This is a genomic window from Microbacterium sp. Bi121, assembly GCF_918698005.1.
GTDB lineage: Bacteria > Actinomycetota > Actinomycetes > Actinomycetales > Microbacteriaceae > Microbacterium.
On record NZ_CAKKLJ010000003.1, the window covers coordinates 250,258 to 277,041 of the forward strand.

Here is a 26,784-nt window from a genome sequence, read left to right on the forward strand (position 1 = left end):
TCTCACCGAGCCCGAACAGAAGGATTCTCCTGTGACCCGCACCATCGGATACATCGTCGGCAGCATCTCCAGCACCTCCATCAACCGCCGCCTGGCGCGCGTGCTGGCGAACCTCGCACCTGAGGGCACCGAGCTCGTCGAGATCTCGATCAAGGACCTGCCCTTCTACTCGCCCGACTTCGACGGTGACTTCCCGCAGGTCGCCCTCGACTTCAAGAAGGCCATCGCCGACGTCGACGGCGTCATCATCGTCACCCCCGAGTACAGCCGCTCCATCCCCGGCGTCCTGAAGAACGCTCTGGACTGGTCGACCCGCCCGTACGGCGAGATGTCCTTCTTCGGCAAGCCGGTCGCCGTCATCGGCACCTCGGGCTCCGGCGTCGCAACGGCTGCCGCCCAGCAGCACCTGCGCGCCATCCTCGGTCACTTCAGCGCGATCACCATGGGCCAGCCCGAGGGCTTCATCCAGGACCGCCCCGGCCTGTTCACCGAGGACGGCCAGGTCACCGACGAGAGCACCGCCGGCTTCCTGATGGGTTACCTCGAGGCGTTCAACGGCCTCATCTCGCGCGTGCAGCACTCCGCAGAGCTGGTGAACGCGTAAGCATCCCGCCCTCCCTTCGCCGAGCCCCCGTCTTGTCGCCGACACCCCGTCTTAGACGCGTCGATAAGACGGGGGCTCGGTGCTAAGACGGGGGCTCGGCGTCAGGACGGGGCTTGCCCCGGGCTTAACCAGGGTGCGGGTCGCTAGGCGAGCCCGCCGCGCAGCGCCAGCACGACGGCCTGCACGCGGTCGCGTGCGCCGAGCTTCTGCAGGATGCGCGAGACGTGCGTCTTCACCGTCGCTTCTCCGATGAACAGCGACGCTGCGATCTCGGCGTTGCTCATCGCCTCGGCCATGAGCGCCAGCACCTCGGCCTCTCGGTCGGTGAACGGCTCTGCGGGTCGTATCGGGGCGGATGCCGTCGGCGCCGCATCCCCGCCCGGCGAAGCGGCCGCGTACCGCTGGACCACGCGACGCGTCACCTCCGGTGCGAGCATCCCATCGCCCGCAGCGAGGACCCGAACGGCCGAGACGAGATCCTCCGGTCCGCTGTTCTTGAGCAGGAACCCGCTCGCACCGGCATCCAGCGCACTGAACAGATAGTCGTCGCGATCGAACGTCGTCACGATCGCGATCGACGCGTGCACCTCAGGGTCGGCGACGATCCGGCGCGTGGCCTCGATGCCGTCCATGTCGGGCATCTGCACGTCCATGCTGATGACGTCCGGTCTCAGAACGGATGCCTGCGCCACCGCCTCGGCGCCCGTCGCAGCCTCGCCGACCACGGTGATGTCGGGCTGGCTGTTGAGGATCGTCCGGAATCCGGCCCGCAGCATCGCGTGATCGTCGACGAGCAGCACGCGGATCATGTCGTTCGCATGCAGTGCGGTCATGCGGATGCTCCGGTCAGCGCGGGTGAGGTCAGCGGGATCTGCGCGCGCACGCGCCATCCGCCCTGCTCGCGCGGTGCGGATTCGATCGCGCCGCCGGAAGCCAGCGCGCGCTCGCGCATGCCCAGCTGCCCCATGCCAGGGCGGGGAGCAAGGAGTCTCCGGCCGGTGTTGACCACCTCGAGCTCGACGTCATCGTCCGTGTAGCGCAGCCGCACATCGGCCGTCGCGGCGGGGCCGGCGTGACGCCGTGCGTTCGTGAGCGACTCCTGGGCGATCCGATACAGGTTCACCTGCACCACCGACGGCACTGGGCGCTCATCGCCGACGACCGTGAACCGCGTCGGAAGTCCTGCGGCGTCCGACGCCTCGACGAGGCTCTCGATGTCCGCCAGCCCGACGGTCGACGGCGCATCGTCGCCCTCCGCGTCCGACGAGCGCAGTGTCTCGAGCAGGTGACGCAGTTCGCTGATCGCCTCACGCGCAGAGGTCTCGATGCCGCCGAGCATCTCCTTGGACTTCGCCGGATCGTGGTCGATGACCATGCGGGCAGCCCCGGCCTGCACGCCCATCACCGATACGTGATGAGCGACGACGTCGTGCAGCTCGCGTGCGATCCGCACCCGCTCGAGGGCGACGGCCTGGGCAGCGGTGACCTCGCGCTCGCGCTCCAGGTCGACCGTGCGCTGTTCGAGAGCCTGGCGCTGCATGGCGGAGTTCCAGGCGTGCTCGCCGAAGAAGTAGGCCCCGGCGAAGTACAGCACGTTGATCAGCAGGTTCAGCAGCATGAACGCGAGATAGGGCGACATGGCACCGGCGATCACGTCCTCCTCGCGGGCGGCGTCGATCGCGTCGCGGTACATCGTGATCAGCAGCCACGCGAACATGCCGACGATGATCGCGACACGCACGATCATCGCGGCACGGCGATTCGCCATCCAGGCCCCCACTGTGTACAGGGCGATGAACACGGCGATGTTGCCGGCGTAGATCTCGGGCAGATGGAGCGTGACCGAGACGAAGTAGGCCACCGAGACGAGGATCGCGACGGGTGCCGGCCACACCCGGCGGAACGCCAGCGGTGCGGACACGACCGCGAGGTAGATCAGGGCCTGCCACAGCGGTGCCTGGTCGTCGCCGTAGATCTCCGAGATCGCCGACAGGGCTGCGCTGATGACGCCGGCGACGAAGATGACGACGGCCAGCAGCGCGTCGGTCTGGCGCTGACGCGGCGTCAGCGCGCGGGAGGATGCGGACATGCCTCAACGGTACGGGCGACCGGATGCCGCGGCATCCGCCATGCGGTGGATTCTGCCGCGAGAACCGGTCGACAGACGGCCGATAACGGAGGACGCTGGAGAAGAACCTCACGGCGAAGGAGCGATCATGACCGGGCGCATCATCATCGACCTGTTCACCACCCTGGATGGCGTGGCGCAGGCGCCAGGCGGGCCGGAGGAGGACACTTCAGGGCGATTCCCATTCGGCGGGTGGCAGGCGGGTGTCCCCGACGACGCCGTCGGCCGCTGGGTCATGGAGGGTATGTCGACCCTCGACGCCCTCCTTCTGGGTCGGCGGACCTACGACATCTTCGCCGGGTACTGGCCGCAGCACACGACGGGGCCGGAGGGTTCGATCGGCCGGCTGTTCGATCGGGTGCCGAAGTACGTGGCATCCAGGAACGCCGATCTCGCGCTCGACTGGCAGGGCTCGACGCGCATCGGCGACGACCTGCCTGCGGAGCTCGCGCGGCTTCGCGAGAAGCACGAGGACGTGCACGTGATCGGCAGCATCGACTTCGTCCACACCCTGCTGGACGGGCAGCTCTTCGACGTTCTGCAGCTGTGGGTGTATCCGCTCGTGCTCGGTCGAGGGAAGAAGGTCTTCCCGGACGGCGCGGCCGCGGCGAACCTCACGCTGCTCGGTGCCGAGGCGGGTGGCGGCGGTGCTGTCAGTCTGCGCTACGCGCCAGCGGAGGGCGAGATCCGCACCGGTGTGATGGGGTCGTAGCGGGAGCGGCTCAGGCGAAGATCATCGGCATGTCGTCGTCGTCCTCGGCGGTGTCGAAGGCGAGGTCGACGACCACCGGGACGTGGTCGCTGGGCTGCTCGCCCTTGCGCTCGTTCCGGTGGATGGATGCTCCGGTCACGGCATCCGCCAGCGCACGGGACCCCAGGACGAAGTCGATGCGGATGCCCTCGTTGCGGGGGAACTTCAGCCGCTGGTAGTCCCAGTACGTGAATCCTTCGGGGATGAGCGGGCGGACGACGTCCACGAGCCCTGCATCCTTGAAGGCGAAGAACGCCTCGCGCTCCTGCGGCGAGACATGCGTCGAGACGCCCTCGACGATGTCGGGGTCGCCGTTGTCCTCGGGCAGCGGGATGATGTTGAAGTCGCCCACCAGCGCCAGCGGCAGATCGGGCTTCGCCTGCAGCTCGGCGGCGGTGGCCCGCCGCAGCTGCTCCAGCCAGTGCAGCTTGTACGCGTAGTGCGGGTCGTCGAGCGAGCGGCCGTTGGGCACGTACAGGCTCCACACCTTCACGCCGTCGATCGTGGCTCCGATCGCGCGCGCCTCGAGCGGGGCATCCGGGCCCTCATGGCCCTTCGCGAACCCCGGCATCCCCGCGAACGACGTCTCGACGTCGGTGATCGGAAGGCGGCTCGCGATCGCGACGCCGTTCCACTGATTCAGGCCGTGTGCCTCGACGTGGTAGCCCGCGGCCTCGAACGGCTCGTACGGGAACTGCTCAGGCTTGCACTTGATCTCCTGCAGCGCGAGCACGTCGATGTCTTCCCGGACGGCGAAGTCGACGGCGCGGGAGACGCGGGTGCGAATGGAGTTGATGTTCCAGGTGGCCAGGCGCATGCATCCAGCCTACGGGCGGTGTCGGACGTCCGGATGCCGACGCTGGTCGTGGAGTTCACGAGACGTTCACGCCCGAGGGGCGAATCGTCCATACACGACTGTCACTGTGGACGCATCGTCCGCAGATCGTACGAACCAGTGATCAGGAGAGCAGTGAGCGTCACCATCGTCCTCGACTTCGACGGGACCATCGCGCTCGGCGCTGGTCCGCTCGAGGCCTTCGCCAGCGCTGTCGCGACGGCCTGCGGCGATGCGCCGTTCACCGACCGCGCCATGGAGGCGGTCTCGGCGTTCGAGCGCGGTGAGCGCGACGCGCGGGACGGATACGACGTCATCAGCAGTCTCGCCGGCGAGCAGGGACTCTCCGCCGAGGCCCTCGAATCCGCCTATCAGTCGTCGCGGGCGCTGCTCGGAACCGAGCGCGCCGCGATCACCCCACCGAGCGGGCTGGCCGGCTTCCTCACCCGCATCCGAACCTCGGCACGCCTCGTCCTCGCAACCAACGCGCCCGGTGCCGGCATCCTCCCCGTGCTCGACCGGTGGAACGTCGCCGATCTGTTCGACGACCTGCACTTCACGGTCGGCAAGCCGGCTGGCCTGTATCCCATCCTCCGCGCCGCATGCGCTGCGGGACCCGTGCTCTCGGTCGGCGACATCTTCGAGTTCGACCTGGCGCCCGCCGCCGAGCTGGGCGCCGCGACAGCGCTGGTCGGTGCGACCGCCGAGCGCTCTCCCGAGCGCGTGACGATGCGTGCACGCACCATCGCCGACCTGTACGGCGACATCGAAGCCTGGGCCGCAGGCGCGGCATCCAGTACCCCCACCCGCACCACCCACACCGAAAGGCATGATCTCCATGCGTAAGTCCCTGCTCACCGCGGGCGTCGCCGCGGTCGCCGTCCTCACGCTCGCCGGCTGCAGCAGCACGCCGGCGGACGGTTCAGCCGACGAGGCGACCGAATGGCCCGAGTCCATCACCCTGTCGCTCGTCCCCTCGGTCGAGGGCGAAGACCTCGCCCAGGCGCTCGACCCGCTCACCGCGTACCTCTCCGAGAACCTCGGCATCGAGGTCGATGGCGTCGTCGCATCCGACTACGCCGCCACCGTCGAAGCGCTCGGCACCGACCAGGCGCAGGTCATCATCACCGACGCCGGGTCGCTCTACAACGCGATCGACCGCTACGACGCCGAGCTGATCCTGCGCGACGTGCGCTTCGGAGCAACCTCGTACGCGGCCGTGGCCTACACGAACAACCCCGACAAGTACTGCGACGACGAGCCGGTCATGTCGACGTACGCGGCCAGCGGCATCGAGCTGTCATCGTGCAACGGCATCGAAGAGGCCGGAGCGGAGTCGACGGGATCGGGCCCGGCCGCCGTCGAGGCGCTCGGCAAGATCACCGACGGCACGAAGGTCGCCCTGCAGGCGGCGACATCGCCCGCCGGCTACCAGTACCCCGTCGTCGCGATGCGCGAGCAGGGCGTCGACACGGATGCCGGGATCACGCAGGTCCCCGTCGAGGGCAACAACAACGCGGTCCTCGCGGTGTACAACGGCGACGCCGAGGTCAGCTTCGGCTACTGGGATGCCCGCACCACTGTCGCCGAGGAGGCGCCGGACATCGCGGACGAGGTGGTCGCCTTCGCCTACACCGAGATGATCCCCAATGGCGGCGTCGCGGTGAACTCCGCGCTCCCCGATGACCTCGTCGAAGAACTGACCACGCTGCTCGACGAGTACGCCGATTCCTCCGAGGAGGCCGCGTCGGTCATGTTCGACCTCGTCGGCCTGTCGGACTGGACCAGCGAGACCGCCGAGGACGAGATCACCCGCTACGGCGAGATCCTCGCCCAGTTCGCCAACTGACGAAGCAGGAACATGCGCATTGATCCACTGCACGCGGAGGTCGGGACGTCCCCGGCCTCCGCGTCGTGGTCGATCCGTCTCGACGACGTGTCGGTCACCTACCCCAACGGCACCAGGGCCCTCAGCGGCGTCTCACTCGACATCGCCGCAGGTGAGATGGTCTCGATCGTCGGCCTCTCCGGCTCGGGCAAGTCGACCCTGATCCGCACCATCAACGGCCTGGTGCCCGCGTCATCCGGCACGGTGACCGTCGGCCCGCACACGGTCACCGGCATGCGCGGCCGCGCACTCCGCGAGCTGCGCGGCCGCATCGGCATGATCTTCCAGGGCTTCAACCTCGCGGACCGCTCGGACGTCTACCGCAACGTCCTCGTCGGGAGCTTTGCGCGGACGCCGACCTGGCGGACGCTGCTCGGGGTCACGACCGCTCAGGATCGCGAGCTCGCGCTGCGCTCGCTGGATTCCGTCGGGATGCTGGAGAAGGTGTGGAACAGGGCCGGACAGCTCTCCGGCGGTCAGAAGCAGCGCGTCGCGATCGCGAGGGCGCTCATGCAGCAGCCCAGTGTGATGCTCGCCGACGAGCCGGTCGCGAGCCTCGACCCGCCGACGGCTCACGCGGTCATGCACGATCTGCGCCGGGTCAACCGTGACGAGCAGCTCACCGTGCTCGTCAACATCCACCTGATGGATCTAGCTCGGCAGTACACGACCAGGATGATCGGCCTGCGTGCGGGAGAGGTGGTCTACGACGGCCAGGCCGCTGCAGCCACCGATCACGACTTCGAGCAGATCTACGGGCGTCCGATCCAGCCGCGGGATGTGCTGGGCGCATGACGAGCAGCCTTTCCGCCGCACGCTCAGCAGAGGTTCCGCCCAAGCCGCGCTCGCGCGTGCGCACGGCGCTCGTCTTTCTCGCCTTCGCCGCATTCACCGTCGCGACCTGCATCCCCGCGATCGGCGGCATCGAGCTCGACGTCGGTGCTCTCATCCGCAATTGGAGCAACGGCTCGGGGCTGCTGGTGCAGTTCCTGCAACCAGACTTCGGATTCCTGCCGCGCACGATCGGGCCGATGCTCGAGACGCTCCAGATGGCGGTGGTCGGTGCCGCCCTCGCCGCCGTCGTCTCCGTGCCGCTGACTCTGTGGGCCGCCGCTCCGACCAATCCGAACGCGCCGACCCGCGTCCTCGTCCGCACGATCATCAACGTCGTCCGCTCCGTCCCCGACCTCGTCTACGCCACGGTTCTCGTTGCGATGGTCGGCGTCGGAGCCCTGCCAGGACTCATCACGCTGTTCCTGTTCGACCTCGGCATCATCGTCAAGCTCGTCTCCGAGGCGATCGACGCGACCGATCTGCCGATCATCGAAGCCGGCCGCGCGGCAGGCGGGACGCAGACGCAGATCAATCGCCGAGGGGTGCTGCCGCAGACGTGGCCGCTGTTCGCGAATCAGTGGCTGTACACCCTGGAGCTCAACGTCCGCATCTCCGCGATTCTCGGCATCGTCGGCGCCGGCGGCATCGGGCGCCTGCTCGACGAGCGCCGTGCGTTCTACGCCTACGACGATGTCGCGGTGATCGTCCTCGAGATCCTCGTCGTCGTCGTGCTCATCGAGATCTTCTCGAACTTCCTGCGAAGGAGGCTCGTATGAGCGTCCTCACCGCCCCGTCGGCGACCGGTCTGGAGGTGCCGCGGCATCCGTCCCGAATCACCCCCACCGTGGTCGCCGTCATCGTCGGCGCCGTGGTGCTCGCATCCGCCGTGGGGCTGCCGATCCCGTGGAGCGATCTGGGGTCGCTGCCCGGCGAGGTCGCGCACTACCTCGGGCTCATGTTCTCCGCGCCGAACTGGGAGATGGTTCCGCAGGCGCTGTTCGAGACGTGGCGGTCGTTCTCGATGGCCTGGATCGGTGCGATCGGCTGCGTGATCGTCTCCATTCCCCTCGGGATGCTCGCCGCGCGCAACGTCGGGCCGATCTGGCTGCGGCTGCCCCTTCGAGGGCTGTTCGCCGTCATCCGCGCCGTGCCGGAGGTCATCATCGCGCTGCTGCTGCTCACGGTCACCGGTCTCACGCCGTTCACCGGAGCTCTGGCGCTGGCGATCGCCGGCATCGGAACCCAGGCGAAGTGGGTCTACGAGACCGTCGAGTCCGTGCAGGAAGGAGCATCCGAAGCGGTGCGTGCAGCCGGAGGGAACACGGCCGAGGTCACGCGGTGGGCCTTGTGGCCCGCGGTCGCCCCCGCCTTGCTGTCATTCGCGCTGTATCGCTTCGAGATCAACATCCGGACGTCCGCCGTGCTCGGTCTCGTCGGCGCCGGCGGGATCGGCAGTATGCTCGCGAACTACACCAATTTCCGCCAGTGGGACACGGTCGGGATGCTGCTGATCGTGGTCGTCGTCGCGACGATGCTGATGGATGCGGTCTCGGGTGCCATCCGGCGGAGGATCATGAAGGGTCCACGAGCCAAGGCGGCTCCGGCGCAGAGAAACCTGGTGCAGAGGGAGGAGCGGATCGATGTGGCAAGGGTCAGCTGAAGCCCCGCCGACCGCCCGCATCGCGATGTTGGCGCCGTCGATGCAGCCCAGTGAGCGCCGGGTGGCCGAGTGGATCGCAATGGATGCGGATGCGGCCGTCGAGCGGACCGCGCAGGAGATCGCCGACGTCGTCGGGGTGGGACGTGCGACCGTGATCCGCACCGCGCAGACGCTCGGATACGACGGGTATCCGCAGTTGCGCGTCGCGCTGGCTCGGGAGAGGGCGACGGCCGCGCCGAAGCAGGACGAGACGGTGGACGGCACCATGCTCGGTGCGCTGCGCGGAGCCGTCGACCGGTTCTCCGCCCGGCTCGCCCACACGGTGTCGGCGGTCACAGAGGAGACCCTGGCATCGTTCGTCGGCGAGCTGGATGCCGCCACGAGGCTCCTGGTCGCCGCGAACGGGCTGTCGGCGCCGGTCGGCGCAGATCTCGCCATGCGTCTGACCTCGGCCGGTCGCCCGGCCGAGTACGTCGCTGACACGCTCGGTCAGCAGATCACGGCGTCCCAGCTCGGAGCAGGATCGACGTGCCTGGTCGTCTCAGGATCCGGCGTGAACCGGGCATCCATCGATGTCATGACCGCTGCGCGGGCCGGGGGCGCGCGCGTGCTCGCGATCACGTCGTTCCCGCGCTCTCCGGTCGCGGAGTTCGCCGACGTCGCGCTCGTCGTCGCCCCGATCAACGACTCATTCCGCGACGAGCTGCTTCACACGTCGCGCGCTTCGCTCATGCTCGTCACCGAGTCCGTGGTCGGACTGCTCGTCCGCACGCGAGGAGAGAGCGCGACGGCCGCCCAGGTCGCCACGCTGTCCGTCCTCGGCCACTCCCTCTCGGAGTAGCCCGGTCAGCGCTCAGCGGGGTCGGCGGTGCCGATGAGAACCCCGCGCGCCAGCGTGTGGAAGTGCCGGTGGAACCCGAGGGTCGCCGGCGTCTCGTCGCCGTCCAAGTCGAGCTTCTCGACGTCGAGCGCGTCGACGACGAAGAAGTACCGGTGGATGCCGGTGCCCTCCGGAGGCGCCGCGCCGATGTACTGCTCCAGGCGCGCCTCGTTCGGCATCACCTTCGTCCCTGCGGGCAGGGCGGCTGCGGCGCCGGTGCCGCTGGGCAGCACGGCGGTGTCGGCCGGCAGATCGAAGGCGGCCCAGTGCCAGAATCCCGACCCGGTCGGGGCATCAGGGTCGAAGCACGACACCGCGAAGCTCTTGGTGCCGGCCGGCGCCTGCGACCACTGCAGGCCGGGGGAGCGGTCCTCGCCGCCGCGGCCCGCAGACCAGGCGAATAGCGGCAGCGGTCCACCGGCCTCGAAATCGGGGCTGGTCAGTTCGAGCGTGGCGAAGTCGCGGAGCGTGGCGAGTTCGGCATACGGGTCGTACGAGAACATTGATCTCCCTGCGTCGTGGATCCGGACGTTGCGGATCCACGGCCACGATAGGCGAATCGGCCATGCGTGACCAGCGTCACCGCGCCATACACTGGATGCCGTGACTCTCGAAGCCGACCGCCAGTCCCTGCTCGCTCTGATCAAGGACGAGGCGGTGTTCCACGGCGACTTCACCCTTTCGAGCGGCAAGAAGGCGACGTACTACGTCGACATGCGCAAGCTCACCCTCGACCACCGCGCCGCTCCCGCGATCGGCCGGATCATGCTCGACCTCATCGGCGATCTCGACATCGTCGCGGTCGGCGGACTGACGCTCGGAGCCGACCCGATCGCCAACTCGGTGATGCACGCGTCGGTCGCCGCAGCATCCGAGCGGAACGGCCGTCCGCTCGACGCCTTCGTCGTGCGCAAGGAGCCCAAGGACCACGGCCGCGGCCGCCAGATCGAAGGGGCGGATGTCGCGGGCAAGCGCGTCGTCGTCCTGGAGGACACCTCGACGACGGGGCAGTCGGCGCTCAAGGCCGTCGAGGCGCTGCGCCGCGAGGGTGCCGAGATCGTGGCCGTCGCCGTGATCGTCGACCGGAAGACCGGTGCGCAGGCAGCGATCGAAGCCGAAGGCCTCGAGTGGCGCGCCGCCTTCGACCTCGACGACCTCGGCCTCGACCCGCAGTGACCGGCTACGCGCTCGCCGTCGACGTCGGCGGCACGAAGCTCGAGGCGGCGCTGGTCACGACGGACGGGGCGCTGGTCGACGGCAGCCGCAGCCGGCAGGCGACCGGTCGAGCGGCGACGTCGGCGACGATGGATGCCGCGATCACCGCCGTCGTCAGCCACGCGCTGGCCGCTCTGCCGGAGGGTGCCGAGCTCATCGGCGCCGGAGTCGGCAGCGCCGGCCCCGTCGACCGAGACACCGGCGCGATCTTCCCGGTCAACATGCCGTCGGCGCGCGGGTACGGGCTGGCGGATGCCGTCCGGTCCGCAGCATCCGCGACTGTCGGCCATGATGTCCGCACCGTCTTCGGGCACGACGGCGGCGCTCTCGCGCTCGCCGAGTCCTGGCTCGGCGCAACGCGCGATGCACGCTCCTCGCTGTCGATCGTGGTGTCGACCGGCGTCGGCGGAGGGTTCGTCGTGGACGGACAGTACGTCGCCGGTGCGAGCGGCAACGCCGGGCACCTCGGCCAGATGCGCCGCGAGGGCGGGCTGACGCTCGAGGAGATCGCCTCCGGCCCCGCGAGCGCGACGTGGGCGCAGTCGCAGGGATGGACCGGTGCGACCGGTGAGGATCTGGCCCGGGATGCCGCGGCGGGCGATTCGACCGCACGCGCGGCGATCGAGCGCTCGGCGCGCGCGGTGGGGGAGACGCTGGCGGATGCCGCGACCCTCGTCGACCTCGACGTGGTCGCGATCGGCGGCGGGTTCTCGCGGGTCTCCGAGGACTACATCGACCTCGTGCAGGCGGCGCTGACGGCATCCGCTGCTCATGAGTACTCGCGCGCGGCGCGCGTTGTGCGCTCCGGCCTCGGCGACGAGGGCCCGCTGATCGGCGCTGCTGCGTTCGTGCTTCGGTAGGTCGTCGCGTCGGCTTGCACGCCCCGATCTGCCGAGTTCGTCCCGATCTGCGGTCGGGAACGGCTAAGACGTCCGCTGAACGTGCAGGTGTCAGCAGATCGGGACGACGTAGGCTCGAGGGATGCGCGTACTCGGCCTCCTGTCCGGCACCTCCCACGACGGGATCGACGTCGCGGTCGTCGACTTCGAAGAGCACGAGGGGATGCTGAGCGGCCGGCTCCTGCTCGCGGACAGTGTTCCGTACGATCCTGAGCTCCGCGCGCGCCTGGTCGCAGCTCTCCCTCCGGCACCGACCACGCTGGCCGAGGTGTGCGAGCTCGACACCCTGATCGGGCAGGCGTTCGCCGACGTCGCGCGGCGCGCTGCGGCATCCATCGGCGACGTCGATGCGGTCTGCACTCACGGTCAGACTGTCTACCACTGGGTCGAAGACGACCACGCTCGCGGCACCCTGCAGATCGGGCAGCCGGCCTGGATCGCCGAAGCCGTCGGCGCTCCCGTCGTCTCCGACGTGCGCATCCGCGACATCACCGCCGGCGGACACGGTGCACCCCTCGTGTCCTTCCTCGACGAGCTGCTGCTGCGTGAGCGCGCCGGCGTCGCGGCGGCGCTGAACCTCGGCGGCATCGCCAACATCACGGTGGTCGACCGGTCGGGCGTCACCGCATACGACATCGGCCCGGCGAACGCCCTCGTCGACGCGATCATCGGCGCCTACGGACTCAACCCGCTCGGCTACGACGAGGATGCGGCGATCGCGCTCGCCGGCTCGATCGACGATGAGCTGCTGGCGGCGCTGCTGGCAGACCCGTACTACGCGCTCGCCGCCCCGAAGAGCACCGGCAAAGAGCATTTCCACCTCGCATACGTGCGCGAGCACGTCGCAGCGCTCGGACGAGACCTTCCGATCGCCGACCTCGTCCGCACGCTCACCGAGCTCACCGTCCGCACGGTCGCGCAGGATGTGCGCGCTGCCGGCATCCGGTTCCTCGCCGTCTCGGGCGGTGGATGCCACAACCCGCTCATCATGGACGGACTGCGCGCGGCCCTCCTCGAGACCGAAATCGTCCTCGCAGACGAGCTCGGAGCACCGGCCGATGCGAAGGAGGCGATCCTGTTCGCCCTGATCGGGTGGTGCACGATGCATGGCGTCGCAGCCGTGACCCCTGGAGGAACCGGAGCGCGCGAGCCGCGCATCCTGGGCACGATCACGCCCGGTGCCGGTCCGCTCAGGATGCCGGAGCCCGTCGCCGAACTGCGCGGCCTGGAGCTCGCCAAGGGCTGAGGGCCGGGGAGCGCGCTCGCGCGCGGAGGTCGCATGCGGCGGTCAAAGTCGCGCCGAGGCAGCCGTTCGCGACCCCTGCCCGCTCAGTCGGGGAGGGAGCTCGCGCGCGGGGGTCGCATGTGGCGGTCAAAGTCGCGCCGAGACAGCCGTTCGCGACCCCTGCCCGCTCCGAGGAGGAGTGACCGCGCCGTCAGCTCTTCCGGTCGTCGTCCCAGGGCCCTTCCCACCAGTTGCCGGAGCCCCGTGAGTCGTCTGAGCCGCCGCGGCGGCGCGAGCGCACGAACTGCACGATGATGATCGTGAGCGTCGACAGGGTGATGAGGATCAGCACGAGGAACAGCAGGTCCTGCTGGTTCATGGGCGCTTCCCTTCTGCGGCATCCGCCACGATCTTCGCGATGCGGGCCGATCGCGTCTCGTCCCGGCGAGCCGTCGCGATGAGCGTCAGCCCGAGCTTCTTCACCGACTTCGGGAACCCGTCCCAGTTCGGGCGGGCGGCGGGGACGGCATCCAGTGCCGCGGTGAAATCGTCGGGCTCTATCCCGGCCTCTGGGCCATCGAGCATCTCCCACGTGCCGTTCGCCTTCGCGACCTCGATCGCCCGGATGCCGGCCGGAGCCAGCAGCCCGTCAGCCTCGAGCGCAGCGAGCCGTGCCTTGTTCGTCGCCGCCCAGCCGCTCGACGGCCGCCGTGGCGAGAACCACTGACCGTTCCCCTCGGCGAGCGTCCGCACTGGGCCGTCGATCCACCCGAAGCAGAGCGCCTGCCGGACGGCATCCTCGTACTCGAGTGACGACCCCGGACCCGCACCGCGCACGTTCAGCAGCCACACGCCGCCCGCGCTCGCGCTCGCGTGATGCTCTTCGAGCCAGGCGCGCCAGTCGGCGACATCCGCCGCCGTGATCCGGTCGCCGTCGTCGAGAACACCCACGTCAGCCCATGCCCTTCCGATTCAGACCGTGGGGATCGTTCCGGTGATGGTGGGCAGCAGGTCGGCGACCGAGTCCACGATCTCGTCGGGGCGGAACGGGTACTTCTCGATCTCGGCCTGATCGCTGATGCCGGTGAGCACGAGCACCGTGTGGAGGCCCGCCTCGATGCCGGCGACGATGTCGGTGTCCATGCGGTCGCCGATCATGCCGGTCTTCTTCGAGTGCGCGCCGATCTTGTTGAGCGCCGACCGGAACATCATCGGGTTCGGCTTGCCGACCACGTACGGCTCCTTGCCGGTGGCCTTGGTGATGAGCGCGGCGATGGCGCCGGTCGCCGGGAGCGGACCGTCGACGCTGGGGCCGGTGGCATCCGGGTTGGTGACGATGAATCGCGCACCCTTGTTGATCAGGCGGATCGCCTTCGTGATCGCCTCGAACGAGTAGTTGCGGGTCTCGCCGACGACGACGAAATCGGGGTTCGTCTCGGTCATCACGAAGCCGGCGTCGTGCAGCGCGGTGAGGATGCCCGCCTCACCGATCACGAACGCCGATCCGCCGGGCACCTGTTGCGCGAGGAAGTCCGCTGTGGCGAGCGCCGAGGTCCAGATGCGCTCCTCCGGCACGTGCAGCCCGCTTGCGCGGAGGCGTGCGGCGAGGTCGCGGGCGGTGAAGATCGAGTTGTTCGTCAGCACCAGGTACGGGATGCCATTGGCCTCCCACCCTGCGAGCAGCTCGGATGCACCGGGGATGGCGTCGTTCTCATGGACGAGCACGCCGTCCATGTCGGTGAGCCAGCATTCGATGTCGTCGCGGTGAGCCATGTGCACAGCCTATTGGTCGCGCCTCAGACGGGAGCAACAGGCGCCGGGAGCAACAGGCGGCGGGCGGATGCTACGCCGCGAGCCAGATCGCGTCGGCCGCACCATCCGGCAGAGCAACGGACGAGCCGTCGACCTCGATGCCCTCGACGGTCACGACGACCGTGTGCCCGACCCCGAGGCCGGACGCCTCGATCTCGCGCAGCAGCTGCGGGTCGACGTCGCTGACGCGCAGCACGCGCCCGGTGTGACCGACATCGGCAGAGGCGAGCAGCACGAACGGCTCGCGGACGACCTCGCCCGCGGCATCCGGAATCGCATCTCCGTGCGGGTCGAAACGCGGGTGGCCGAGGCGCGCGTCGATGCCCTCGAGCAGCCGGTCGCTGATCGTGTGCTCGAGCACCTCGGCCTCGTCGTGCACCTCGTCCCATGCGTAGTCGAACTCCTGCACCAGCCAGGTCTCGATGAGCCGGTGCCGGCGCACTATCGCGAGGGCTCGAGCCTCACCGGCGTCCGTCAGGCGCACGGCGCCGTAGGGCACGTGCGAGACGAGCCCCGATGCGGCGAGCTTCTTGACCATCTCGGTGACGCTCGACGGGGCGATGCCGAGCTTCGCGGCGAGCTGCGATGGGGTGATCGCCGCGTCCTGCCATTCGGTGTGCGCGTACACCGTCTTCAGGTAGTCGTCAGCTGCGGGGGAGGCCACGCGTCCAGTTTAGGCGGCGCCGCTCACGTCCCCGAGATCAGCAGCCAGAGGAGTGCTCCGTTCAGGGCGATGAGCAGCACGGAGGCGATGACGCCGGCGGCGGTCGTCCAGGCCCTGTTCGCCCATCTGCCGAGCGTGCGCTTCTGCGCCGTGAGCGCGACGAGCGGGATCAGGGCGAACGGGATGCCGAACGACAGCACGACCTGGCTCAGCACGAGTGCGAGCGTCGGATCGACGCCGACGCCGAGGATCACGAGGGCCGGGATCAGGGTGATCAGCCGGCGGGCGAGCAACGGGATGCGCACGTGCAGCAGCCCGTGCATGATCTCGGCGCCCGCGTAGGCGCCGACCGAGGTCGATGCGAGGCCTGAGGCGAGGAGTCCGACGGCGAAGAACGTCGCGACTACGGGGCCGAGGCCGGCGGCGAGGGCCGCGTGGGCGCCCTCCAGCGAGTCGGTGCCCTCGACGCCGGCGAGATTGGCGGCCGCCAGGAGCAGGATGCCGAGGTTCACCGACCCGGCGATGATCATGGCGATCGAAACGTCCCAGCGCGTTGCGGTGAGGAGTCGGCGGATGCGTGAGGTCTCGGTGCGCGCGGCCTCGGCCGTGGCATCCGCCGGGAGGCGGCGGGAATTCGCGCCGAAACGGTCACGGCTCAGGGCCGAGTGCGCGTAGATCGCGTGCGGCATGATCGTGGCGCCGAGAATGGATGCCGCGAGCAGCACAGAGCCGGTCCCCTCGAAGCGGGGGACGATGCCCGCGACGACGCTGCCCGCGTCCGGCGGGGCGATGAACACTCCGGCGAGGAAGCCGACGGTGATGATCACCATGAGCCCGATGATCACGAACTCGAACGGCCTGGCACCCCGCCGGGACTGCACGGCGAGCAGGATCATCGAGACCGCACCGGTGAGGAATCCGCCGAGCAGCAGCGGCACATCGAAGAGCAGGTTCAGGGCGACGGCGCCGCCGATCACCTCGGCGAGGTCGGTCGCCATCGCGACGAGCTCGGCCTGTAGCCAATAGGCACGACGGCCCCATTTGTTGCCCAGGCGCGTGCCCAGCACCTCGGGCAGGCTCTGCCCTGTGACGACGCCGAGCTTGGCCGAGAGGTACTGGATGAGCCAGGCCATCACGTTGCCGGCGAGCACGATCCACACCAGCAGGTATCCGTACTCGGCCCCGGCGGTCATGTTGCTCGCGACGTTGCCTGGATCGAGATACGCGACGCCCGCCACGAGAGCGGGCCCGAGGAGCCAGAGGCTCCGCGGAGGCGTGGCACGGGCGGCGGGCGCTTCCATCGTCAAATTTTTAGGCACACCGAAACCATAGACCATTTTTAGGCACACCGAAATCTATGGCGAGCCGGATAACCTGGCTGGATGGAAGAGCAGACGCCGGAGCGCACCACCCACGGCGTCGGCCCTTGGCCAGGGGGCGCAGGGCAGTGGCCCCAGGCGGAGCAGTACGATCCAGAGCTGCTCGAGCTCGGCGACACCCGCAATGTCATCGACCGCTACCGGTACTGGCGCATGGAGGCGATCGTGGCCGACCTCGACACCCGTCGTCATCCGTTCCATGTCGCGATCGAGAACTGGCAGCACGACATGAACATCGGCTCGATCGTGCGCAGCGCCAACGCCTTCCTCGCCGACACAGTGCACATCATCGGCCGACGCCGCTGGAACAAGCGCGGCGCCATGGTCACGGATCGCTACCAGCACGTCGTGCACCACGAGGACGTCGCATCGTTCGCCGAATGGGCGGCTGGCGAGGGCATCCCGATCATCGCGGTCGACAATGTCGAAGGCGCCGTACCGGTCGACAAGGCCGATCTGCCGGAGCGCTGCGTGCTGCTGTTCGGGCAGGAGGGGCCAGGGCTCACCGAAGAGGCGATCGCCGCGGCTTCAGGACACATCGAGATCACCCAGTACGGGTCGACGCGTTCGATCAACGCGAGCGCCGCCGGAGCGGTGATCATGTACGAGTGGTGCCGGCGGTACGCGGGCTGAGGAGGATCACCCGCACGGGCGACTCGCCGTCACGGACGCTGTGACACCATTGGGCCGTGCCTGCAGGTGAGACGAGAAGCGCCTCCATCGGCGGTTGGCGGAGCATCGGCCGCCCCGATGTGATGCTCGCGGCAGCGCTGACGATCGTGCTGCTGCCGTCGAGCCTGCTCGCGCTCGTGCAGGGGCCGAACCCTGCCGCGACTCCGCTCGTGGTGATCCTGGCCCTGCTGTTCGTCGTGCTCCATGCGTTGTCGTTCCTCGCGCTGCGGTTCCCTGTCGCGTCGTTCGGGGCCGCCAGCGCCGCAATGCTCGCGCTCGCCGCGATGCCCGGCTCTGACGGCGTCCCAGCCGCGGTGTACCCGTCGTCGGCCGCCTTCCTGCTGTGTCTGGCCCAGGTCGTGATCCAGCGCAGCCGCCTGCTCGGACTCGGTGCGCTGGGCATCGGTGTGCTCGGCGCAGTGATCATCACGTTCATGCCGATGTCCGTGCTCGAGCCTCAGGTGCGGTGGGGCATGCTCGTCGGCCTGATCGCGCTCGTCTCGGTGGCGTGGGCGATCGGGATGCTTCAGCAGCTGCGCAGGCAGCAGGCCGACGACCGCGATCGCGCCCATGTCGAGGCGGCGATCGCGCAGGAGAGGATGCGCATCAACCGCGATCTGCACGACGTCGTCGCGCACTCGATGACGGTGATGATCGCGCAGGCGGAGGTCGCCCGTGCCTACGTGCGCGAAGACCCGGATGAGAGCGCCAGAGCGATGTCGGTCGTGGTCGACACCGGGCGTGAGGCGCTGCGGGGGATGCGGGGGATCGTGGCCGCGGGCTCGGATGCTCCGCATGAGCCCTTCCCCGATCTCGATGTGATCCGCGCCGACGTCGATGCCGCTCGAAGCGCCGAGACCGAGACGACGTTCGTCGAGGACGGCAGGCGCGGGCAGCTGGATCCTCCGGCGCGGATCGCGCTGCATCACGCGGTGCGCGAGGCGCTCGCCAACGCCATCCGGCACACAGCCCCGCCTCGGCGCATCGACGTGCGGATGCGCTGGACGGCGGAGGCGCTCGTGGTGACGGTCGTCGATGACGGCGGCTCCGGCGTGGCATCCGAGCGGAGCCCTGGAGCAGGAATGGGCCTGATCGGCATGGCCGAGCGAGTGCGCAGCGCGGGCGGAATGCTCAGCGCCCAGGCCGCGGATCGCTCGGGCTGGACCGTTCGAGCGCAGCTCCCACGAATGGATGCCGAGATCGGAATGGATGCGATCCCATGAGCGTCCGCGTGCTGCTCGCCGACGACCAGGCGCTGTTCCGCGAGGCGGTGGCGGCGATGCTGAAGCGCGATGCGCGGCTCGATGTCGTCGGCTCGGTGACGTCGGGCGACGAGGCGATCGCCTTCGTGCGCGCGCACGCGGTCGACGTCGTGCTCATGGATATCCGGATGCCGGGAATCGACGGCATCGCGGCGACGCGGGAGGTTCTGCGGATGCGGCCGCAGGCGCGTGTGCTGGTGCTCACGACCTTCGACCTCGACGAGTACGTCTTCGGCGCCGTGCGCGAGGGTGCGAGCGGGTTCTTGACGAAGGATGCCAGCCCTGACGCGCTCGCCGATGCGATCATCGCGGTCGCGGCCGGCGAGCCGGTGATGTCGCCGCGGGCGACGCAGGCGCTGCTCGGCTTCGTCCGGGAGGGTGCGCCCGCGAGCGACCCGGCCGCGGCGCTCGAGGTGCTGAGCCCGCGCGAGCGGGATGTCGCGAGGATGCTGGCGACCGGAGCATCCAACGACGACATCGCCCGACGGCTGTTCCTGTCGGGGAACACCGTCAAGACGCACGTCAAGGCGGTTCTCGCCAAGCTCGGCCTGCCCGATCGCATCCACGTCGTTATCTGGGCGTACGAGCGTGGTGTGCTGCGGCCCCAGGGCTGACTCGGCGGCACTCGGGTCTCACCCGCGCGGGTGACGCAGACCGCCTTCCCGGGCGATGCGGACGACCCGCCCGTGTACATACCGTGAATGGCATGAACACACGAACCAGACAGTTCCTTGCGGTCGGGATCGTCGTATCCGCCGCCCTGATCGCGGTTGCCGCTGCGGTCACGCTCATCGCCCCACATGCGTCATCCGCACTCGACACCCTCGGGCCCAGCCTCGTCGATCGGATGCTGCCAGCACCGGTATCCGCGGCGATCGGCGTCGCGACCGGCCTGGCCGGCATCGCACTCGGAGCGCGCGGGATCGTCGGACCAACGGGTGCGACGCCGCCTGTGCTGCGCATCGCGGCGGTCGTCCTGGCGGTCATCGCCTTCCTGCTGACGCCGGGCAGCATGATTCCCGTCGCAGGCTACACGTTCGCGATGGTCGTGATCGTCGGCGCCGTCGTGCTCGCCGCGCTGCTCGTTCGGCGTCATCTGTGGTGGGGGCTGGCGGTGATCGCTGTACTCGCCGGCATCGTGACCTGGGCGGTCGTGCGAATGCAGGGCGCTCTTCTCGCCCAGGAGCTCACAGCCTCGCTCATCGAGAAGATTCCGGTGCTGCTGCTCGCAGCGGCGCATCTCGTGCTGCTCGTGGCGCTCACGGCCTGGGCGGCCACCGGCTCAGAAGGCTCACACGGGCGCTTCGCCTCATGGGTGCTGCGGAATCGCATCGCGATCACGATCGCCGCCGCCTGCTGCGCGCTGCCCTACACGATCGCTCGCGCAAGCTGGCTGACGCCGTGGCCGCTGCTCGCACCGAACGGTGTCGACCTCGCCGACATGCCGATGGTGCTGCTCACCGGGCTCGGCCTCGGTGCGGCGATGCTCGCCGGCGGCGTGCTGACGCTCGGTCTGATCCTGCCGTGGGGCCGACGTTTCCCCGGCTGGATGGGCGGCCTCGGCGGGCGTGCTGTGCCGGTCGCGCTGGCTGCGGTGCCGGCGTTCGTCGTCGCGGCGCTGTTCCTCGCCGGCGGAGTGGACTGGATCGTGTCCGTTCTCGACGGCAGCCTCGGCGACGGGAGCTTCGAGCTCGCGCTCGAGCTCGTGCTCGTCTTCCCGTTCTGGCTCTGGGGTCCGCTGCTCGCTCTGGCAGCTTGGGGCTACGTGCTGCACCGGCGGGATGCGTCAGACCAGGGTCAGTTGACCCTTCCTGACACGGAGAAGTCTTCTCCTGTTGCGACCCGCAGGTCGTGAATGCGGGAGGACGTCGCGCCCTGGTCGTCGCCCAGTGCCGCGTTCAGGTCATACGGTTGGCCGACGATCTCGCGGACATGCTTGCGCGTGAAGCGCAGCGCGAGGGCGACGAGCGGGTTGCGACTGCCGAGTGTCAGCTCGTTCACGGTGATGACGGCATCCCTGGTCACACGAATCTTCGCATCGGCGTGCGCCGAGGCGAGGAGCAGCTTCCAGCGCCCTCCGGCGTACGCCGTGACGTGGATGCCGTCGCTGCCGTCGCCCGTCACATCGAGCTTCACGCGGCCGAGACGGATGCCGACCTCGGCCAACGCCGGACGCAGGACGGATGTGAGCAGTGGAACGAGATCCTGCGTCCTCACCGAAGCTGAGAACGTTCCGCGCGCCGAGCTCAGGTCGTCCGGTGCGGACAGCCCATTGATGCTCTCGGGGTGTCTCGGATCGGTGGGTTCGGCGAACGTCTGCCAGAGGATCGGGATGTCGAACGCCTGCACGTCGATGTTCACGTCGGTCCGCTCGATGCGGATCGGCGTTGCTCGTATCCGCATTTCCTGTATCGTTCCGGGCTCCTCGCCGACCGGTTGCGGGTCGTGGTGTCCGGCCGCCGCTTCGTTGCGCGCGGCGAGGTCGGGCGACGCGCGCCAGTCGAACTGCAGACGGACGCGCGTGGCATCGACGGTGAGGTGCTGCAGGTCGTTGCCCGAGAGATCGGCTGCGATCTTGACGTCGTCGAGACCGCTGATCCGAGCCTCGCGGGAGTCGGCGACCTCGGCGTGCAGCGTCGCGCGCAGCCAGCGCACGACGGTCGCCGAGTCGCCGGGCCAGGTGGTGTTCATGGAGCCATCCTCCGCCATCACGACACTGCTACGCGTCTTGGCGGAGCCAACCGCCGGTTCGCACGCGCCAGCCGAGGGTGGCGAAGCGGGCCAGCATGTACACGCCGAAGAACGCGACCGCGAGCCAGGTGACGCCAGCCGTTCCGTCGACGCCGACCAGCGAGATGATGACGAGCGCGGGCAGGAACGGCACGAGGTTGAGTCCGCCGGCGATCGCGAGGTAGCGGACGTCCCCCGATCCCATCAGCACTCCATCGAGCACGAACACGATGCCGGCGACCGGCTGGGCGACGGCGAGGACGATGAGCGCCGGCTGAATGAGGGCGGCCAGGTCCGGGTCGCCGGTGAACGCGAGTCCGATCACTCCGGAGAGAGCGCCGATGACCACGCCGACGATCACGCCGAACCAGGCACCCCACGCGACGGTGCGCGCCAGCACATGCCTGACGCCGGGGATGTCGCCGGCGCCGAGTCCCTTGCCGATGAGCGCCTGCGCGGCGATGGCGAGGGCATCCAGGGCGAAGGCCGCGGCCGAGAAGATCGTGAACACGACCTGCCAACCCGCGAGCTCGTCGGTGCCGATGCCGGTCGCGACGCCGACCGTGATCAGCAATGCCGCACGCAGGCTGACGGTGCGGAGGAAGAGCCAGCCGCCCGATCGTGCCGATCCGCGCACGCCGTCGCGCTGTGGGCGGACGGACGCCGAGTGCTTGCGGGCGAGGCGGCCGACGATGATGACGTATGCCGTGACCATGGCCCACTGTGCGGTGACCGTCCCGACGGCGGAGCCGGCGATGCCCCACCCGAAACCGTAGATGAACAGGAAGTTCAGCAGGGCGTTCGCCCCGAACCCGAGCCCGGCGATCCACAGCGGGGTCACCGTGTCCTGCATCCCGCGCAGCAGTCCGGTGGCGGCGAAGACGATCAGCATGGCGGGCAGGCCCCACATGCTGATCATCAGATACGTGTCGGCCTGGGCGGCCACGTCGGCTGGAGCACCGAACAGCGAGACCAGCCAGTCGGACGAGAGGGCTCCGGTGACGGCGAGCACGGCGCCGAGCCCGAGCGCGAGCCACATGCCGTCGATGCCGACGGAGACGGCATCCTTGTGATCGCCGGCACCGAACCGGCGGGCGACGGCCGGGGTCGTCGAGTACGCGAGGAAGATCATCAGCCCGACGATCGTCTGCAGCACGGCGCTCGCGATGCCGAGTCCGGCGAGGGGGACGGTGCCCAGGTGACCGACGAGCGCGGCGTCCACCATCAGGAACGCGGGCTCGGCGACCAGCGCGCCGAGGGCAGGGACCGCCAGCCGCAGGATCTCCCGGTTCAGGGACGTGGGGCGTGCGGTCATCCTCTGAGCCTATGGCGTGCCGGCGACGCTCGTTCGAGGGGCGCGTAGGCTGGTAGAACCGGCATCCGGAGGTGGACGATGACTGATCCTCGAGACGCCGCGGCCCGCTATCGGGCGCGGCAGAACGGCGAACCGGATGCTGAGTCCGAAGCGCCGCCGATGCAGCTGAACGCCGAGAACAGGCACCAGTTCGTCGAGACGGTGATCCAGCTCGCGATCCGCCGCGGCGAGTTCGACGATCTGCCCGGCGCTGGCAAGCCGCTGGAGAACCTCGGTTCGCACCACGATCCTGACTGGTGGATCCGCCGCAAGATCGAGACGGAGAACCTCACAGGCCTCGGACCGCCCGCGATTCTGCTGCGGAACGAGGACCGCGAACTGGATGACACGCTCGACAAAATCGGTCGCGAGAGCGATGTGCGCGAGGCGCTCGAGGACTTCAACAGGCGCGTGATCGATGCCCGCCGGCAGCTCATGGGCGGCCCGCCCGTCATCACCAAGACCAGAGATGTGGATGCTGAGGTCGAGGCGTGGCGGCGACGTCGCGCAGAGCGCGCGATCACGCCGCAGGAAGCCCCGCCGGCACCGGAGTCACCGGGGCGACGTGGCCTGTTCCGTCGCCGCGCGTGAACTCAGAGTTCGAGCCTGAGTCCGGAGATGCTCACGTGAGAAATCTTTCCGGCTCCGAAAAGGCAATGGGGAGACATGCCCATTTCGAGCGAAAAAGAGCCGACTGGCCATAAGTCCACGCCTCCTGGCCAATGGTCGATACTGCTGAATGCGCGCGCGGGATACCAGTCGGATGAACGCGGGTAGTACCCCCAGAATTGGGGGATTGTGAGCGCGCTCCCACCTTCGCCAGCATGTGCATCAGGAGCCGCTCAACTGAGGGGTGGCGGTGGCTCCTGAACCTGGGGTTGGGGAATCACAAGCACGAAGCCCGTCGGAGACGACGCCCAACGCAGGGTACCCGTTTCCGTCATCCCGGGAAGTGTGACTCTGTCATGCGTACTATCCGACGCCTCATCGAGGCCAAGAAGATCGAGCGGGAAGAGAACGGCGAAGCCGGCTTCTCGCTGATCGAGCTCATCATCGTCGTCGTGATCCTCGGCATCCTCGTGGCTGTCGCGATTCCGATCGTCGGAAGCCTCCAGCAGACTGCTACCGAGAATGCCGCCAAGGCCGCCGCCGCGAACGCCGCGACAACGGCCGCAGCGAACATCGCGCAGGGTGACCCGGCCGGGGACATTGATGCGCCAGCCACCGATGCGGGCTATACGCTCGCATACACGAGTGGTTCCGCGGCGTCGACAGTCGTGGATGACATTTGCATCACACCGACCGTCGGGACTACCGCCCTTGATGGGTTCGGTCCTGGTTGCTGACGAGTCGTTGACCAGAGCGGAGGCCCGCGCTTTCAGGCCTCCGCTCAAGTCATCTAACTGAGGACCACTCATGTCGCGGCTTACCCGAAGCGACGACGGACTGGGCCTCATCGAAGTGATCATCGCGATGGTCCTGCTCGCCGTTCTGGCGCTCGCAGTACTGCCGTTGCTGGTCACGGCGATGGGGCTCAGCGTCGACAACCGCTCTTCCGTCGTGGCGACCAATCTCGCAGCAGAGAGGGTCGCCGAGATCCGCTCTGAGTTCCCGACCGGGTCCACCGCCTCGCGCTGTGCGGATCTGACGGCCGAGAACGGCGATCTGCCAGGGCCGAGCGGTTCCGGCCTCACGATCCGGACCTCGCCGGCGACCTGCCCGGCTGCCGGTGCATATCCGGCGGCCGTGGCGGTCACCGTGACGGTCTTGTCAGGTACCGAGTCGCTGGCGTCCGTATCCACCAAAGTCATGGTCGGTGCACCATGACTCGTCCGCAGGACTCTGACGACGACGGCCTGAGCCTCGTCGAACTGATTCTCTACATGCTCATCGCGGGTGTCGTCCTGGTACTCGTGTCATCGATCTTCATCAACGGTTGGGGGGCCCAGGTGGCGACCACCGATCGCGACGCGGCAACCGGCCAGGCCAACCTCGTCACAGCTTCACTGCAGAAGTCCATCCGCAATGCGACGGAGATCCATCCGTCCACTGGCAGCGGCGACACGCTCGTCGCCGTCGTCGCCACCGGATCGTCCGGCTGGGAGTGCCGGGCATGGAAGCGCGACGCATCCGGTGATCTGCTCTACAAGAGCGCGAACAGTGCCATCGACACCTCCGTCACCACCGGCTGGGCGACGCTTGCCACCGGGATCGATGACGGCCCGATCTTCTCCGCCCCGTCGTCGACCCGGCTGGAGTACTCGTTCACCGCCTCAGCGGGCAGCGCGACCGTCCCCATCATCGGGGCGGTCAAGGCCCAGGCGGTCATCCAAGGAGCCGGACCATGCTGGTGAGCCTTCACGAAGCGCTCCGTCGACGGATTCACGATCCGAGCGATCTGCGCAACGATCGGGGCGCAACGCTCGTCGTCGTCATCATCGTGATGATGGTGCTGATGGTCGGCGCCGTCCTGGTCGGCGGACTGGTCGTCAACACCGCGTCGAGCGTCGTCTCGAGTCGCAGCACCGCCCAGTCGCGAGCTGCAGCCGACGCCGGACTCGCCGCCGCGATCGCGCAGGCAAGCGGTGCCGGCGCGGACCCGTGTAGTGCCGTGCCGGCTGGCACAGCACCGAACTACACGGTCGCCGTCGCGTGCGATTCTCCCGGCGTCGGACAGGTCACGTACACCGTCACCGGTACGGCGAGCGGCGCGAGCACGACGCTGAGCGCGGTCTACGAACTGGACGGTCTGACACCGCCGACCGCCGGCGGTCCTGGCCTTTTCTACACGTACAGCATGGGTTCCCGACTCAACTCCTACGTCTTCGACAGCGCCAACAGTGAGATGGGCATCGACGACTTCGTCGGCTCCGCCGGCGTTTATGCCTCGCTCGGGAAGATCGCATGCGGCACCGGATCAGTTTTCCCCGGCGACATCTACACCAAGACGGGCGACATGCAGCTCGACAACGGCTGCGTTGTTGAGGGGAACGCCTACATCGGGGGTACGGCTGTCGTCAACGGCGGCAAGATCGAGGGCAGCCTGATCGCGCCGAAGGATGTCGGACACACCATCGCCGGCACCGTCGGAAAGGTCGGTGGCAGCGAGGGCAACGTCTTCGTCGGCGGCACGGTGACCCTGAACGCCGGCACCGTCTACGGCAGCGTGCGGGCCGCGGGCACGGGAAACAGCACTCTCGGCAGCGGCACTATCTTCGGCGGCTTCACCTATAAGGGCGGGTACGGAACCTGGGGCACCCCGGCGACGACGATCGTGAAGGGTCCGATCACCAAGAACACAGCGCTCGCCACGGTGCCGCTCCCGGAGATCCCGACCTGGCAGGACGTCGATTTCACGCCGGTGAACGCCACGACTCCTCCGCAGGCCTGGGCGGACGAAGGCTACAAGCTCACGACGGTCACGGGTACAGCGTGCAACAAGTGGTCCGGCAATTCGGCCGATGTCACCTCAGTTGCCAGCACCCTCACCAGTCGGATGATCTTCGACATCCGGGCCTGCTCGGGCAACTTCGACACCAACGCCGGCGGCGCGAACAAGCAGGTCAAGATCAACAGGGACATCGCGATCATCGCGAACCGCTGGTACCTGTCGGGGACGAAGTTCTCCAGCGCCGACGGACAGCCCCACACGATCTATCTGATCACTCCCGACAGCAAGCCGGCCGTTGCGGGCCCCCAGTGCAACTCGCCAGCGAGCGCCTCCGAGCAGCTCAACGACTCGATGGTCGACCCCAAGATCGCGATCTACATCTACACGCCGTGCAAGATGAAGTTCAACAGTGGCCCGGCCACGTTCCGCGGGCAGGTCTACTCGGGCGAGCTCGAGTTCGGCGGCGGTGTCAAGGTCGCCTTCGCGCCACGGAACATCCCTGGCTACGACTTCGGAGAGGATGTCGACCCGTGGCCGGGAAGTGGCGGCGCGGGGACGGACAGCCTCGGCGACCTCATTTCCCAGCGGGACGTGCCGTGAT

At 68.8% G+C, this 26,784-nt stretch carries 31 protein-coding genes; 20 read left to right on the top strand and 11 right to left on the bottom strand.

The window, feature by feature from the left end; translation table 11 throughout:
* Positions 1–31 precede the first annotated feature (31 nt).
* The gene (locus tag LQZ87_RS06165) at positions 32–604 is read left to right on the top strand and encodes an NADPH-dependent FMN reductase (protein ID WP_230102587.1); all 573 of its coding nucleotides are present in this window, start codon (positions 32–34) and stop codon (positions 602–604) included.
* 143 nt (positions 605–747) lie between these two features.
* Here the strand turns inward: LQZ87_RS06165 and LQZ87_RS06170 are convergent, their stop codons facing one another.
* Both LQZ87_RS06170 and LQZ87_RS06175 read right to left on the bottom strand, forming a co-directional pair.
* Complete coding sequence (locus LQZ87_RS06170) at positions 748–1,437, bottom strand: response regulator transcription factor (RefSeq protein ID WP_230102588.1); 690 nt, start codon at positions 1,435–1,437, stop codon at positions 748–750.
* Positions 1,434–2,693, bottom strand: coding sequence for a sensor histidine kinase (locus LQZ87_RS06175; RefSeq protein ID WP_230102589.1), 1,260 nt, complete (start codon positions 2,691–2,693; stop codon positions 1,434–1,436). Before LQZ87_RS06175 ends, LQZ87_RS06170 begins: the two co-directional genes overlap by 4 nt.
* A gap of 127 nt (positions 2,694–2,820) precedes the next feature.
* On the opposite strand from LQZ87_RS06175, the gene LQZ87_RS06180 reads away from it, so the two are divergent.
* Positions 2,821–3,444 carry a dihydrofolate reductase family protein gene (locus LQZ87_RS06180; protein ID WP_230102590.1) on the top strand — a complete coding sequence of 208 codons (624 nt, stop codon included), beginning with the start codon at positions 2,821–2,823 and terminating at the stop codon, positions 3,442–3,444.
* Between the two features lie 10 nt (positions 3,445–3,454).
* Here LQZ87_RS06180 and LQZ87_RS06185 read toward each other — a convergent pair whose 3' ends face one another.
* Positions 3,455–4,300: an exodeoxyribonuclease III gene (locus LQZ87_RS06185; protein ID WP_230102591.1), complete on the bottom strand. Its 846-nt coding sequence runs from the start codon at positions 4,298–4,300 to the stop codon at positions 3,455–3,457.
* A 153-nt stretch (positions 4,301–4,453) separates the two neighbouring features.
* On the opposite strand from LQZ87_RS06185, the gene LQZ87_RS06190 reads away from it, so the two are divergent.
* Genes LQZ87_RS06190 through LQZ87_RS06215 form a run of 6 tightly spaced genes read left to right on the top strand, consistent with a single transcriptional unit; the run spans position 4,454 to position 9,541 of the window.
* Positions 4,454–5,164 carry an HAD family hydrolase gene (locus tag LQZ87_RS06190; protein ID WP_230102592.1) on the top strand — a complete coding sequence of 237 codons (711 nt, stop codon included), beginning with the start codon at positions 4,454–4,456 and terminating at the stop codon, positions 5,162–5,164.
* On the top strand, positions 5,157–6,167 hold the full coding sequence (gene phnD / locus LQZ87_RS06195) for a phosphate/phosphite/phosphonate ABC transporter substrate-binding protein (RefSeq protein ID WP_230102593.1): 1,011 nt from the start codon (positions 5,157–5,159) through the stop codon (positions 6,165–6,167). The genes LQZ87_RS06190 and phnD overlap by 8 nt, the downstream gene beginning before the upstream one ends.
* Before the next feature lie 12 nt (positions 6,168–6,179).
* On the top strand, positions 6,180–7,001 hold the full coding sequence (gene phnC, locus LQZ87_RS06200; RefSeq protein ID WP_230102594.1) for a phosphonate ABC transporter ATP-binding protein: 822 nt from the start codon (positions 6,180–6,182) through the stop codon (positions 6,999–7,001).
* On the top strand, positions 6,998–7,816 hold the full coding sequence (phnE, locus tag LQZ87_RS06205; RefSeq protein ID WP_230102595.1) for a phosphonate ABC transporter, permease protein PhnE: 819 nt from the start codon (positions 6,998–7,000) through the stop codon (positions 7,814–7,816). Before phnC ends, phnE (LQZ87_RS06205) begins: the two co-directional genes overlap by 4 nt.
* On the top strand, positions 7,813–8,700 hold the full coding sequence (phnE, locus tag LQZ87_RS06210; protein ID WP_230102596.1) for a phosphonate ABC transporter, permease protein PhnE: 888 nt from the start codon (positions 7,813–7,815) through the stop codon (positions 8,698–8,700). Before phnE (LQZ87_RS06205) ends, phnE (LQZ87_RS06210) begins: the two co-directional genes overlap by 4 nt.
* On the top strand, positions 8,681–9,541 hold the full coding sequence (locus LQZ87_RS06215) for a MurR/RpiR family transcriptional regulator (RefSeq protein ID WP_230102597.1): 861 nt from the start codon (positions 8,681–8,683) through the stop codon (positions 9,539–9,541). The genes phnE (LQZ87_RS06210) and LQZ87_RS06215 overlap by 20 nt, the downstream gene beginning before the upstream one ends.
* Before the next feature lie 5 nt (positions 9,542–9,546).
* Here LQZ87_RS06215 and LQZ87_RS06220 read toward each other — a convergent pair whose 3' ends face one another.
* Complete coding sequence (locus LQZ87_RS06220; RefSeq protein WP_230102598.1) at positions 9,547–10,083, bottom strand: YbhB/YbcL family Raf kinase inhibitor-like protein; 537 nt, start codon at positions 10,081–10,083, stop codon at positions 9,547–9,549.
* A 100-nt stretch (positions 10,084–10,183) separates the two neighbouring features.
* Between LQZ87_RS06220 and pyrE the strand changes: the two genes are divergently transcribed.
* From pyrE to LQZ87_RS06235, 3 genes are all read left to right on the top strand, one after another.
* The gene (pyrE, locus tag LQZ87_RS06225) at positions 10,184–10,756 is read left to right on the top strand and encodes an orotate phosphoribosyltransferase (protein ID WP_230102599.1); all 573 of its coding nucleotides are present in this window, start codon (positions 10,184–10,186) and stop codon (positions 10,754–10,756) included.
* Positions 10,753–11,655 carry an ROK family protein gene (locus LQZ87_RS06230; protein ID WP_230102600.1) on the top strand — a complete coding sequence of 301 codons (903 nt, stop codon included), beginning with the start codon at positions 10,753–10,755 and terminating at the stop codon, positions 11,653–11,655. Before pyrE ends, LQZ87_RS06230 begins: the two co-directional genes overlap by 4 nt.
* Before the next feature lie 121 nt (positions 11,656–11,776).
* Positions 11,777–12,940 carry an anhydro-N-acetylmuramic acid kinase gene (locus LQZ87_RS06235; RefSeq protein ID WP_230102601.1) on the top strand — a complete coding sequence of 388 codons (1,164 nt, stop codon included), beginning with the start codon at positions 11,777–11,779 and terminating at the stop codon, positions 12,938–12,940.
* Between the two features lie 190 nt (positions 12,941–13,130).
* Here the strand turns inward: LQZ87_RS06235 and LQZ87_RS06240 are convergent, their stop codons facing one another.
* The 5 genes from LQZ87_RS06240 to LQZ87_RS06260 all read right to left on the bottom strand — a co-directional run bounded on the left by LQZ87_RS06240 (position 13,131) and on the right by LQZ87_RS06260 (position 16,696).
* The gene (locus LQZ87_RS06240) at positions 13,131–13,298 is read right to left on the bottom strand and encodes a hypothetical protein (protein ID WP_230102602.1); all 168 of its coding nucleotides are present in this window, start codon (positions 13,296–13,298) and stop codon (positions 13,131–13,133) included.
* Positions 13,295–13,870, bottom strand: coding sequence for a YdeI/OmpD-associated family protein (locus tag LQZ87_RS06245; protein WP_230102603.1), 576 nt, complete (start codon positions 13,868–13,870; stop codon positions 13,295–13,297). The genes LQZ87_RS06240 and LQZ87_RS06245 overlap by 4 nt, the downstream gene beginning before the upstream one ends.
* 21 nt (positions 13,871–13,891) lie before the next feature.
* Positions 13,892–14,692: an HAD-IIA family hydrolase gene (locus LQZ87_RS06250; RefSeq protein WP_230102604.1), complete on the bottom strand. Its 801-nt coding sequence runs from the start codon at positions 14,690–14,692 to the stop codon at positions 13,892–13,894.
* 70 nt (positions 14,693–14,762) lie between these two features.
* Entirely contained in the window at positions 14,763–15,395 is a 633-nt protein-coding gene (locus LQZ87_RS06255; RefSeq protein ID WP_230102605.1) for a metal-dependent transcriptional regulator, read from the bottom strand.
* A gap of 23 nt (positions 15,396–15,418) precedes the next feature.
* Entirely contained in the window at positions 15,419–16,696 is a 1,278-nt protein-coding gene (locus LQZ87_RS06260) for an Nramp family divalent metal transporter (protein ID WP_230102606.1), read from the bottom strand.
* A gap of 81 nt (positions 16,697–16,777) precedes the next feature.
* Between LQZ87_RS06260 and LQZ87_RS06265 the strand changes: the two genes are divergently transcribed.
* The 4 genes from LQZ87_RS06265 (at position 16,778) to LQZ87_RS06280 (ending at position 20,563) form a co-directional block, all read left to right on the top strand.
* Positions 16,778–17,407: an RNA methyltransferase gene (locus LQZ87_RS06265; RefSeq protein ID WP_230102607.1), complete on the top strand. Its 630-nt coding sequence runs from the start codon at positions 16,778–16,780 to the stop codon at positions 17,405–17,407.
* Between the two features lie 56 nt (positions 17,408–17,463).
* Positions 17,464–18,669, top strand: coding sequence for a histidine kinase (locus LQZ87_RS06270; protein ID WP_230102608.1), 1,206 nt, complete (start codon positions 17,464–17,466; stop codon positions 18,667–18,669).
* Complete coding sequence (locus LQZ87_RS06275; RefSeq protein WP_230102609.1) at positions 18,666–19,322, top strand: response regulator transcription factor; 657 nt, start codon at positions 18,666–18,668, stop codon at positions 19,320–19,322. The genes LQZ87_RS06270 and LQZ87_RS06275 overlap by 4 nt, the downstream gene beginning before the upstream one ends.
* Positions 19,323–19,414: 92 nt before the next feature.
* Entirely contained in the window at positions 19,415–20,563 is a 1,149-nt protein-coding gene (locus tag LQZ87_RS06280; RefSeq protein WP_230102610.1) for a hypothetical protein, read from the top strand.
* On the opposite strand, the gene LQZ87_RS06285 is transcribed toward LQZ87_RS06280, so the two are convergent.
* Together LQZ87_RS06285 and LQZ87_RS06290 are read right to left on the bottom strand one after the other, a co-directional pair.
* The gene (locus LQZ87_RS06285; RefSeq protein WP_230102611.1) at positions 20,506–21,399 is read right to left on the bottom strand and encodes a hypothetical protein; all 894 of its coding nucleotides are present in this window, start codon (positions 21,397–21,399) and stop codon (positions 20,506–20,508) included. The genes LQZ87_RS06280 and LQZ87_RS06285 overlap by 58 nt on opposite strands.
* Positions 21,400–21,427: 28 nt before the next feature.
* Positions 21,428–22,753 (bottom strand): MATE family efflux transporter, encoded by a 1,326-nt coding sequence (locus tag LQZ87_RS06290; protein ID WP_230102612.1) that lies wholly within the window; start codon positions 22,751–22,753, stop codon positions 21,428–21,430.
* 78 nt (positions 22,754–22,831) lie between these two features.
* Here LQZ87_RS06290 and LQZ87_RS06295 point away from each other — a divergent pair, with 78 nt between their 5' ends.
* From LQZ87_RS06295 to LQZ87_RS06315, 5 genes are all read left to right on the top strand, one after another.
* Positions 22,832–23,383 (top strand): DUF1992 domain-containing protein, encoded by a 552-nt coding sequence (locus LQZ87_RS06295; protein WP_230102613.1) that lies wholly within the window; start codon positions 22,832–22,834, stop codon positions 23,381–23,383.
* Between the two features lie 374 nt (positions 23,384–23,757).
* Positions 23,758–24,138, top strand: a complete 381-nt coding sequence (locus LQZ87_RS06300; protein ID WP_230102614.1) for a prepilin-type N-terminal cleavage/methylation domain-containing protein — start codon at positions 23,758–23,760, stop codon at positions 24,136–24,138.
* 70 nt (positions 24,139–24,208) lie between these two features.
* Positions 24,209–24,619 (top strand): prepilin-type N-terminal cleavage/methylation domain-containing protein, encoded by a 411-nt coding sequence (locus LQZ87_RS06305; RefSeq protein WP_230102615.1) that lies wholly within the window; start codon positions 24,209–24,211, stop codon positions 24,617–24,619.
* Complete coding sequence (locus LQZ87_RS06310; protein ID WP_230102616.1) at positions 24,616–25,146, top strand: hypothetical protein; 531 nt, start codon at positions 24,616–24,618, stop codon at positions 25,144–25,146. The genes LQZ87_RS06305 and LQZ87_RS06310 overlap by 4 nt, the downstream gene beginning before the upstream one ends.
* Positions 25,137–26,783, top strand: a complete 1,647-nt coding sequence (locus LQZ87_RS06315; RefSeq protein ID WP_230102617.1) for a hypothetical protein — start codon at positions 25,137–25,139, stop codon at positions 26,781–26,783. Before LQZ87_RS06310 ends, LQZ87_RS06315 begins: the two co-directional genes overlap by 10 nt.
* Position 26,784 lies beyond the last annotated feature (1 nt).

Excerpts from the sequence above, each read along its gene's own strand:
- LQZ87_RS06170 (WP_230102588.1), bottom strand. The coding sequence starts at position 1,437 with ATGACCGCACTGCATGCGAACGACATGATCCGCGTGCTGCTCGTCGAC.
- LQZ87_RS06175 (WP_230102589.1), bottom strand. The coding sequence starts at position 2,693 with ATGTCCGCATCCTCCCGCGCGCTGACGCCGCGTCAGCGCCAGACCGAC.
- LQZ87_RS06180 (WP_230102590.1), top strand. The coding sequence starts at position 2,821 with ATGACCGGGCGCATCATCATCGACCTGTTCACCACCCTGGATGGCGTG.
- LQZ87_RS06185 (WP_230102591.1), bottom strand. The coding sequence starts at position 4,300 with ATGCGCCTGGCCACCTGGAACATCAACTCCATTCGCACCCGCGTCTCC.
- phnD (WP_230102593.1), top strand. The coding sequence starts at position 5,157 with ATGCGTAAGTCCCTGCTCACCGCGGGCGTCGCCGCGGTCGCCGTCCTC.
- phnC (WP_230102594.1), top strand. The coding sequence starts at position 6,180 with ATGCGCATTGATCCACTGCACGCGGAGGTCGGGACGTCCCCGGCCTCC.
- phnE (WP_230102595.1), top strand. The coding sequence starts at position 6,998 with ATGACGAGCAGCCTTTCCGCCGCACGCTCAGCAGAGGTTCCGCCCAAG.
- phnE (WP_230102596.1), top strand. The coding sequence starts at position 7,813 with ATGAGCGTCCTCACCGCCCCGTCGGCGACCGGTCTGGAGGTGCCGCGG.
- LQZ87_RS06215 (WP_230102597.1), top strand. The coding sequence starts at position 8,681 with ATGTGGCAAGGGTCAGCTGAAGCCCCGCCGACCGCCCGCATCGCGATG.
- LQZ87_RS06220 (WP_230102598.1), bottom strand. The coding sequence starts at position 10,083 with ATGTTCTCGTACGACCCGTATGCCGAACTCGCCACGCTCCGCGACTTC.
- LQZ87_RS06235 (WP_230102601.1), top strand. The coding sequence starts at position 11,777 with ATGCGCGTACTCGGCCTCCTGTCCGGCACCTCCCACGACGGGATCGAC.
- LQZ87_RS06240 (WP_230102602.1), bottom strand. The coding sequence starts at position 13,298 with ATGAACCAGCAGGACCTGCTGTTCCTCGTGCTGATCCTCATCACCCTG.
- LQZ87_RS06250 (WP_230102604.1), bottom strand. The coding sequence starts at position 14,692 with ATGGCTCACCGCGACGACATCGAATGCTGGCTCACCGACATGGACGGC.
- LQZ87_RS06260 (WP_230102606.1), bottom strand. The coding sequence starts at position 16,696 with ATGGAAGCGCCCGCCGCCCGTGCCACGCCTCCGCGGAGCCTCTGGCTC.
- LQZ87_RS06265 (WP_230102607.1), top strand. The coding sequence starts at position 16,778 with ATGGAAGAGCAGACGCCGGAGCGCACCACCCACGGCGTCGGCCCTTGG.
- LQZ87_RS06275 (WP_230102609.1), top strand. The coding sequence starts at position 18,666 with ATGAGCGTCCGCGTGCTGCTCGCCGACGACCAGGCGCTGTTCCGCGAG.
- LQZ87_RS06280 (WP_230102610.1), top strand. The coding sequence starts at position 19,415 with ATGAACACACGAACCAGACAGTTCCTTGCGGTCGGGATCGTCGTATCC.
- LQZ87_RS06285 (WP_230102611.1), bottom strand. The coding sequence starts at position 21,399 with ATGAACACCACCTGGCCCGGCGACTCGGCGACCGTCGTGCGCTGGCTG.
- LQZ87_RS06290 (WP_230102612.1), bottom strand. The coding sequence starts at position 22,753 with ATGACCGCACGCCCCACGTCCCTGAACCGGGAGATCCTGCGGCTGGCG.
- LQZ87_RS06295 (WP_230102613.1), top strand. The coding sequence starts at position 22,832 with ATGACTGATCCTCGAGACGCCGCGGCCCGCTATCGGGCGCGGCAGAAC.
- LQZ87_RS06300 (WP_230102614.1), top strand. The coding sequence starts at position 23,758 with ATGCGTACTATCCGACGCCTCATCGAGGCCAAGAAGATCGAGCGGGAA.
- LQZ87_RS06305 (WP_230102615.1), top strand. The coding sequence starts at position 24,209 with ATGTCGCGGCTTACCCGAAGCGACGACGGACTGGGCCTCATCGAAGTG.
- LQZ87_RS06310 (WP_230102616.1), top strand. The coding sequence starts at position 24,616 with ATGACTCGTCCGCAGGACTCTGACGACGACGGCCTGAGCCTCGTCGAA.
- LQZ87_RS06315 (WP_230102617.1), top strand. The coding sequence starts at position 25,137 with ATGCTGGTGAGCCTTCACGAAGCGCTCCGTCGACGGATTCACGATCCG.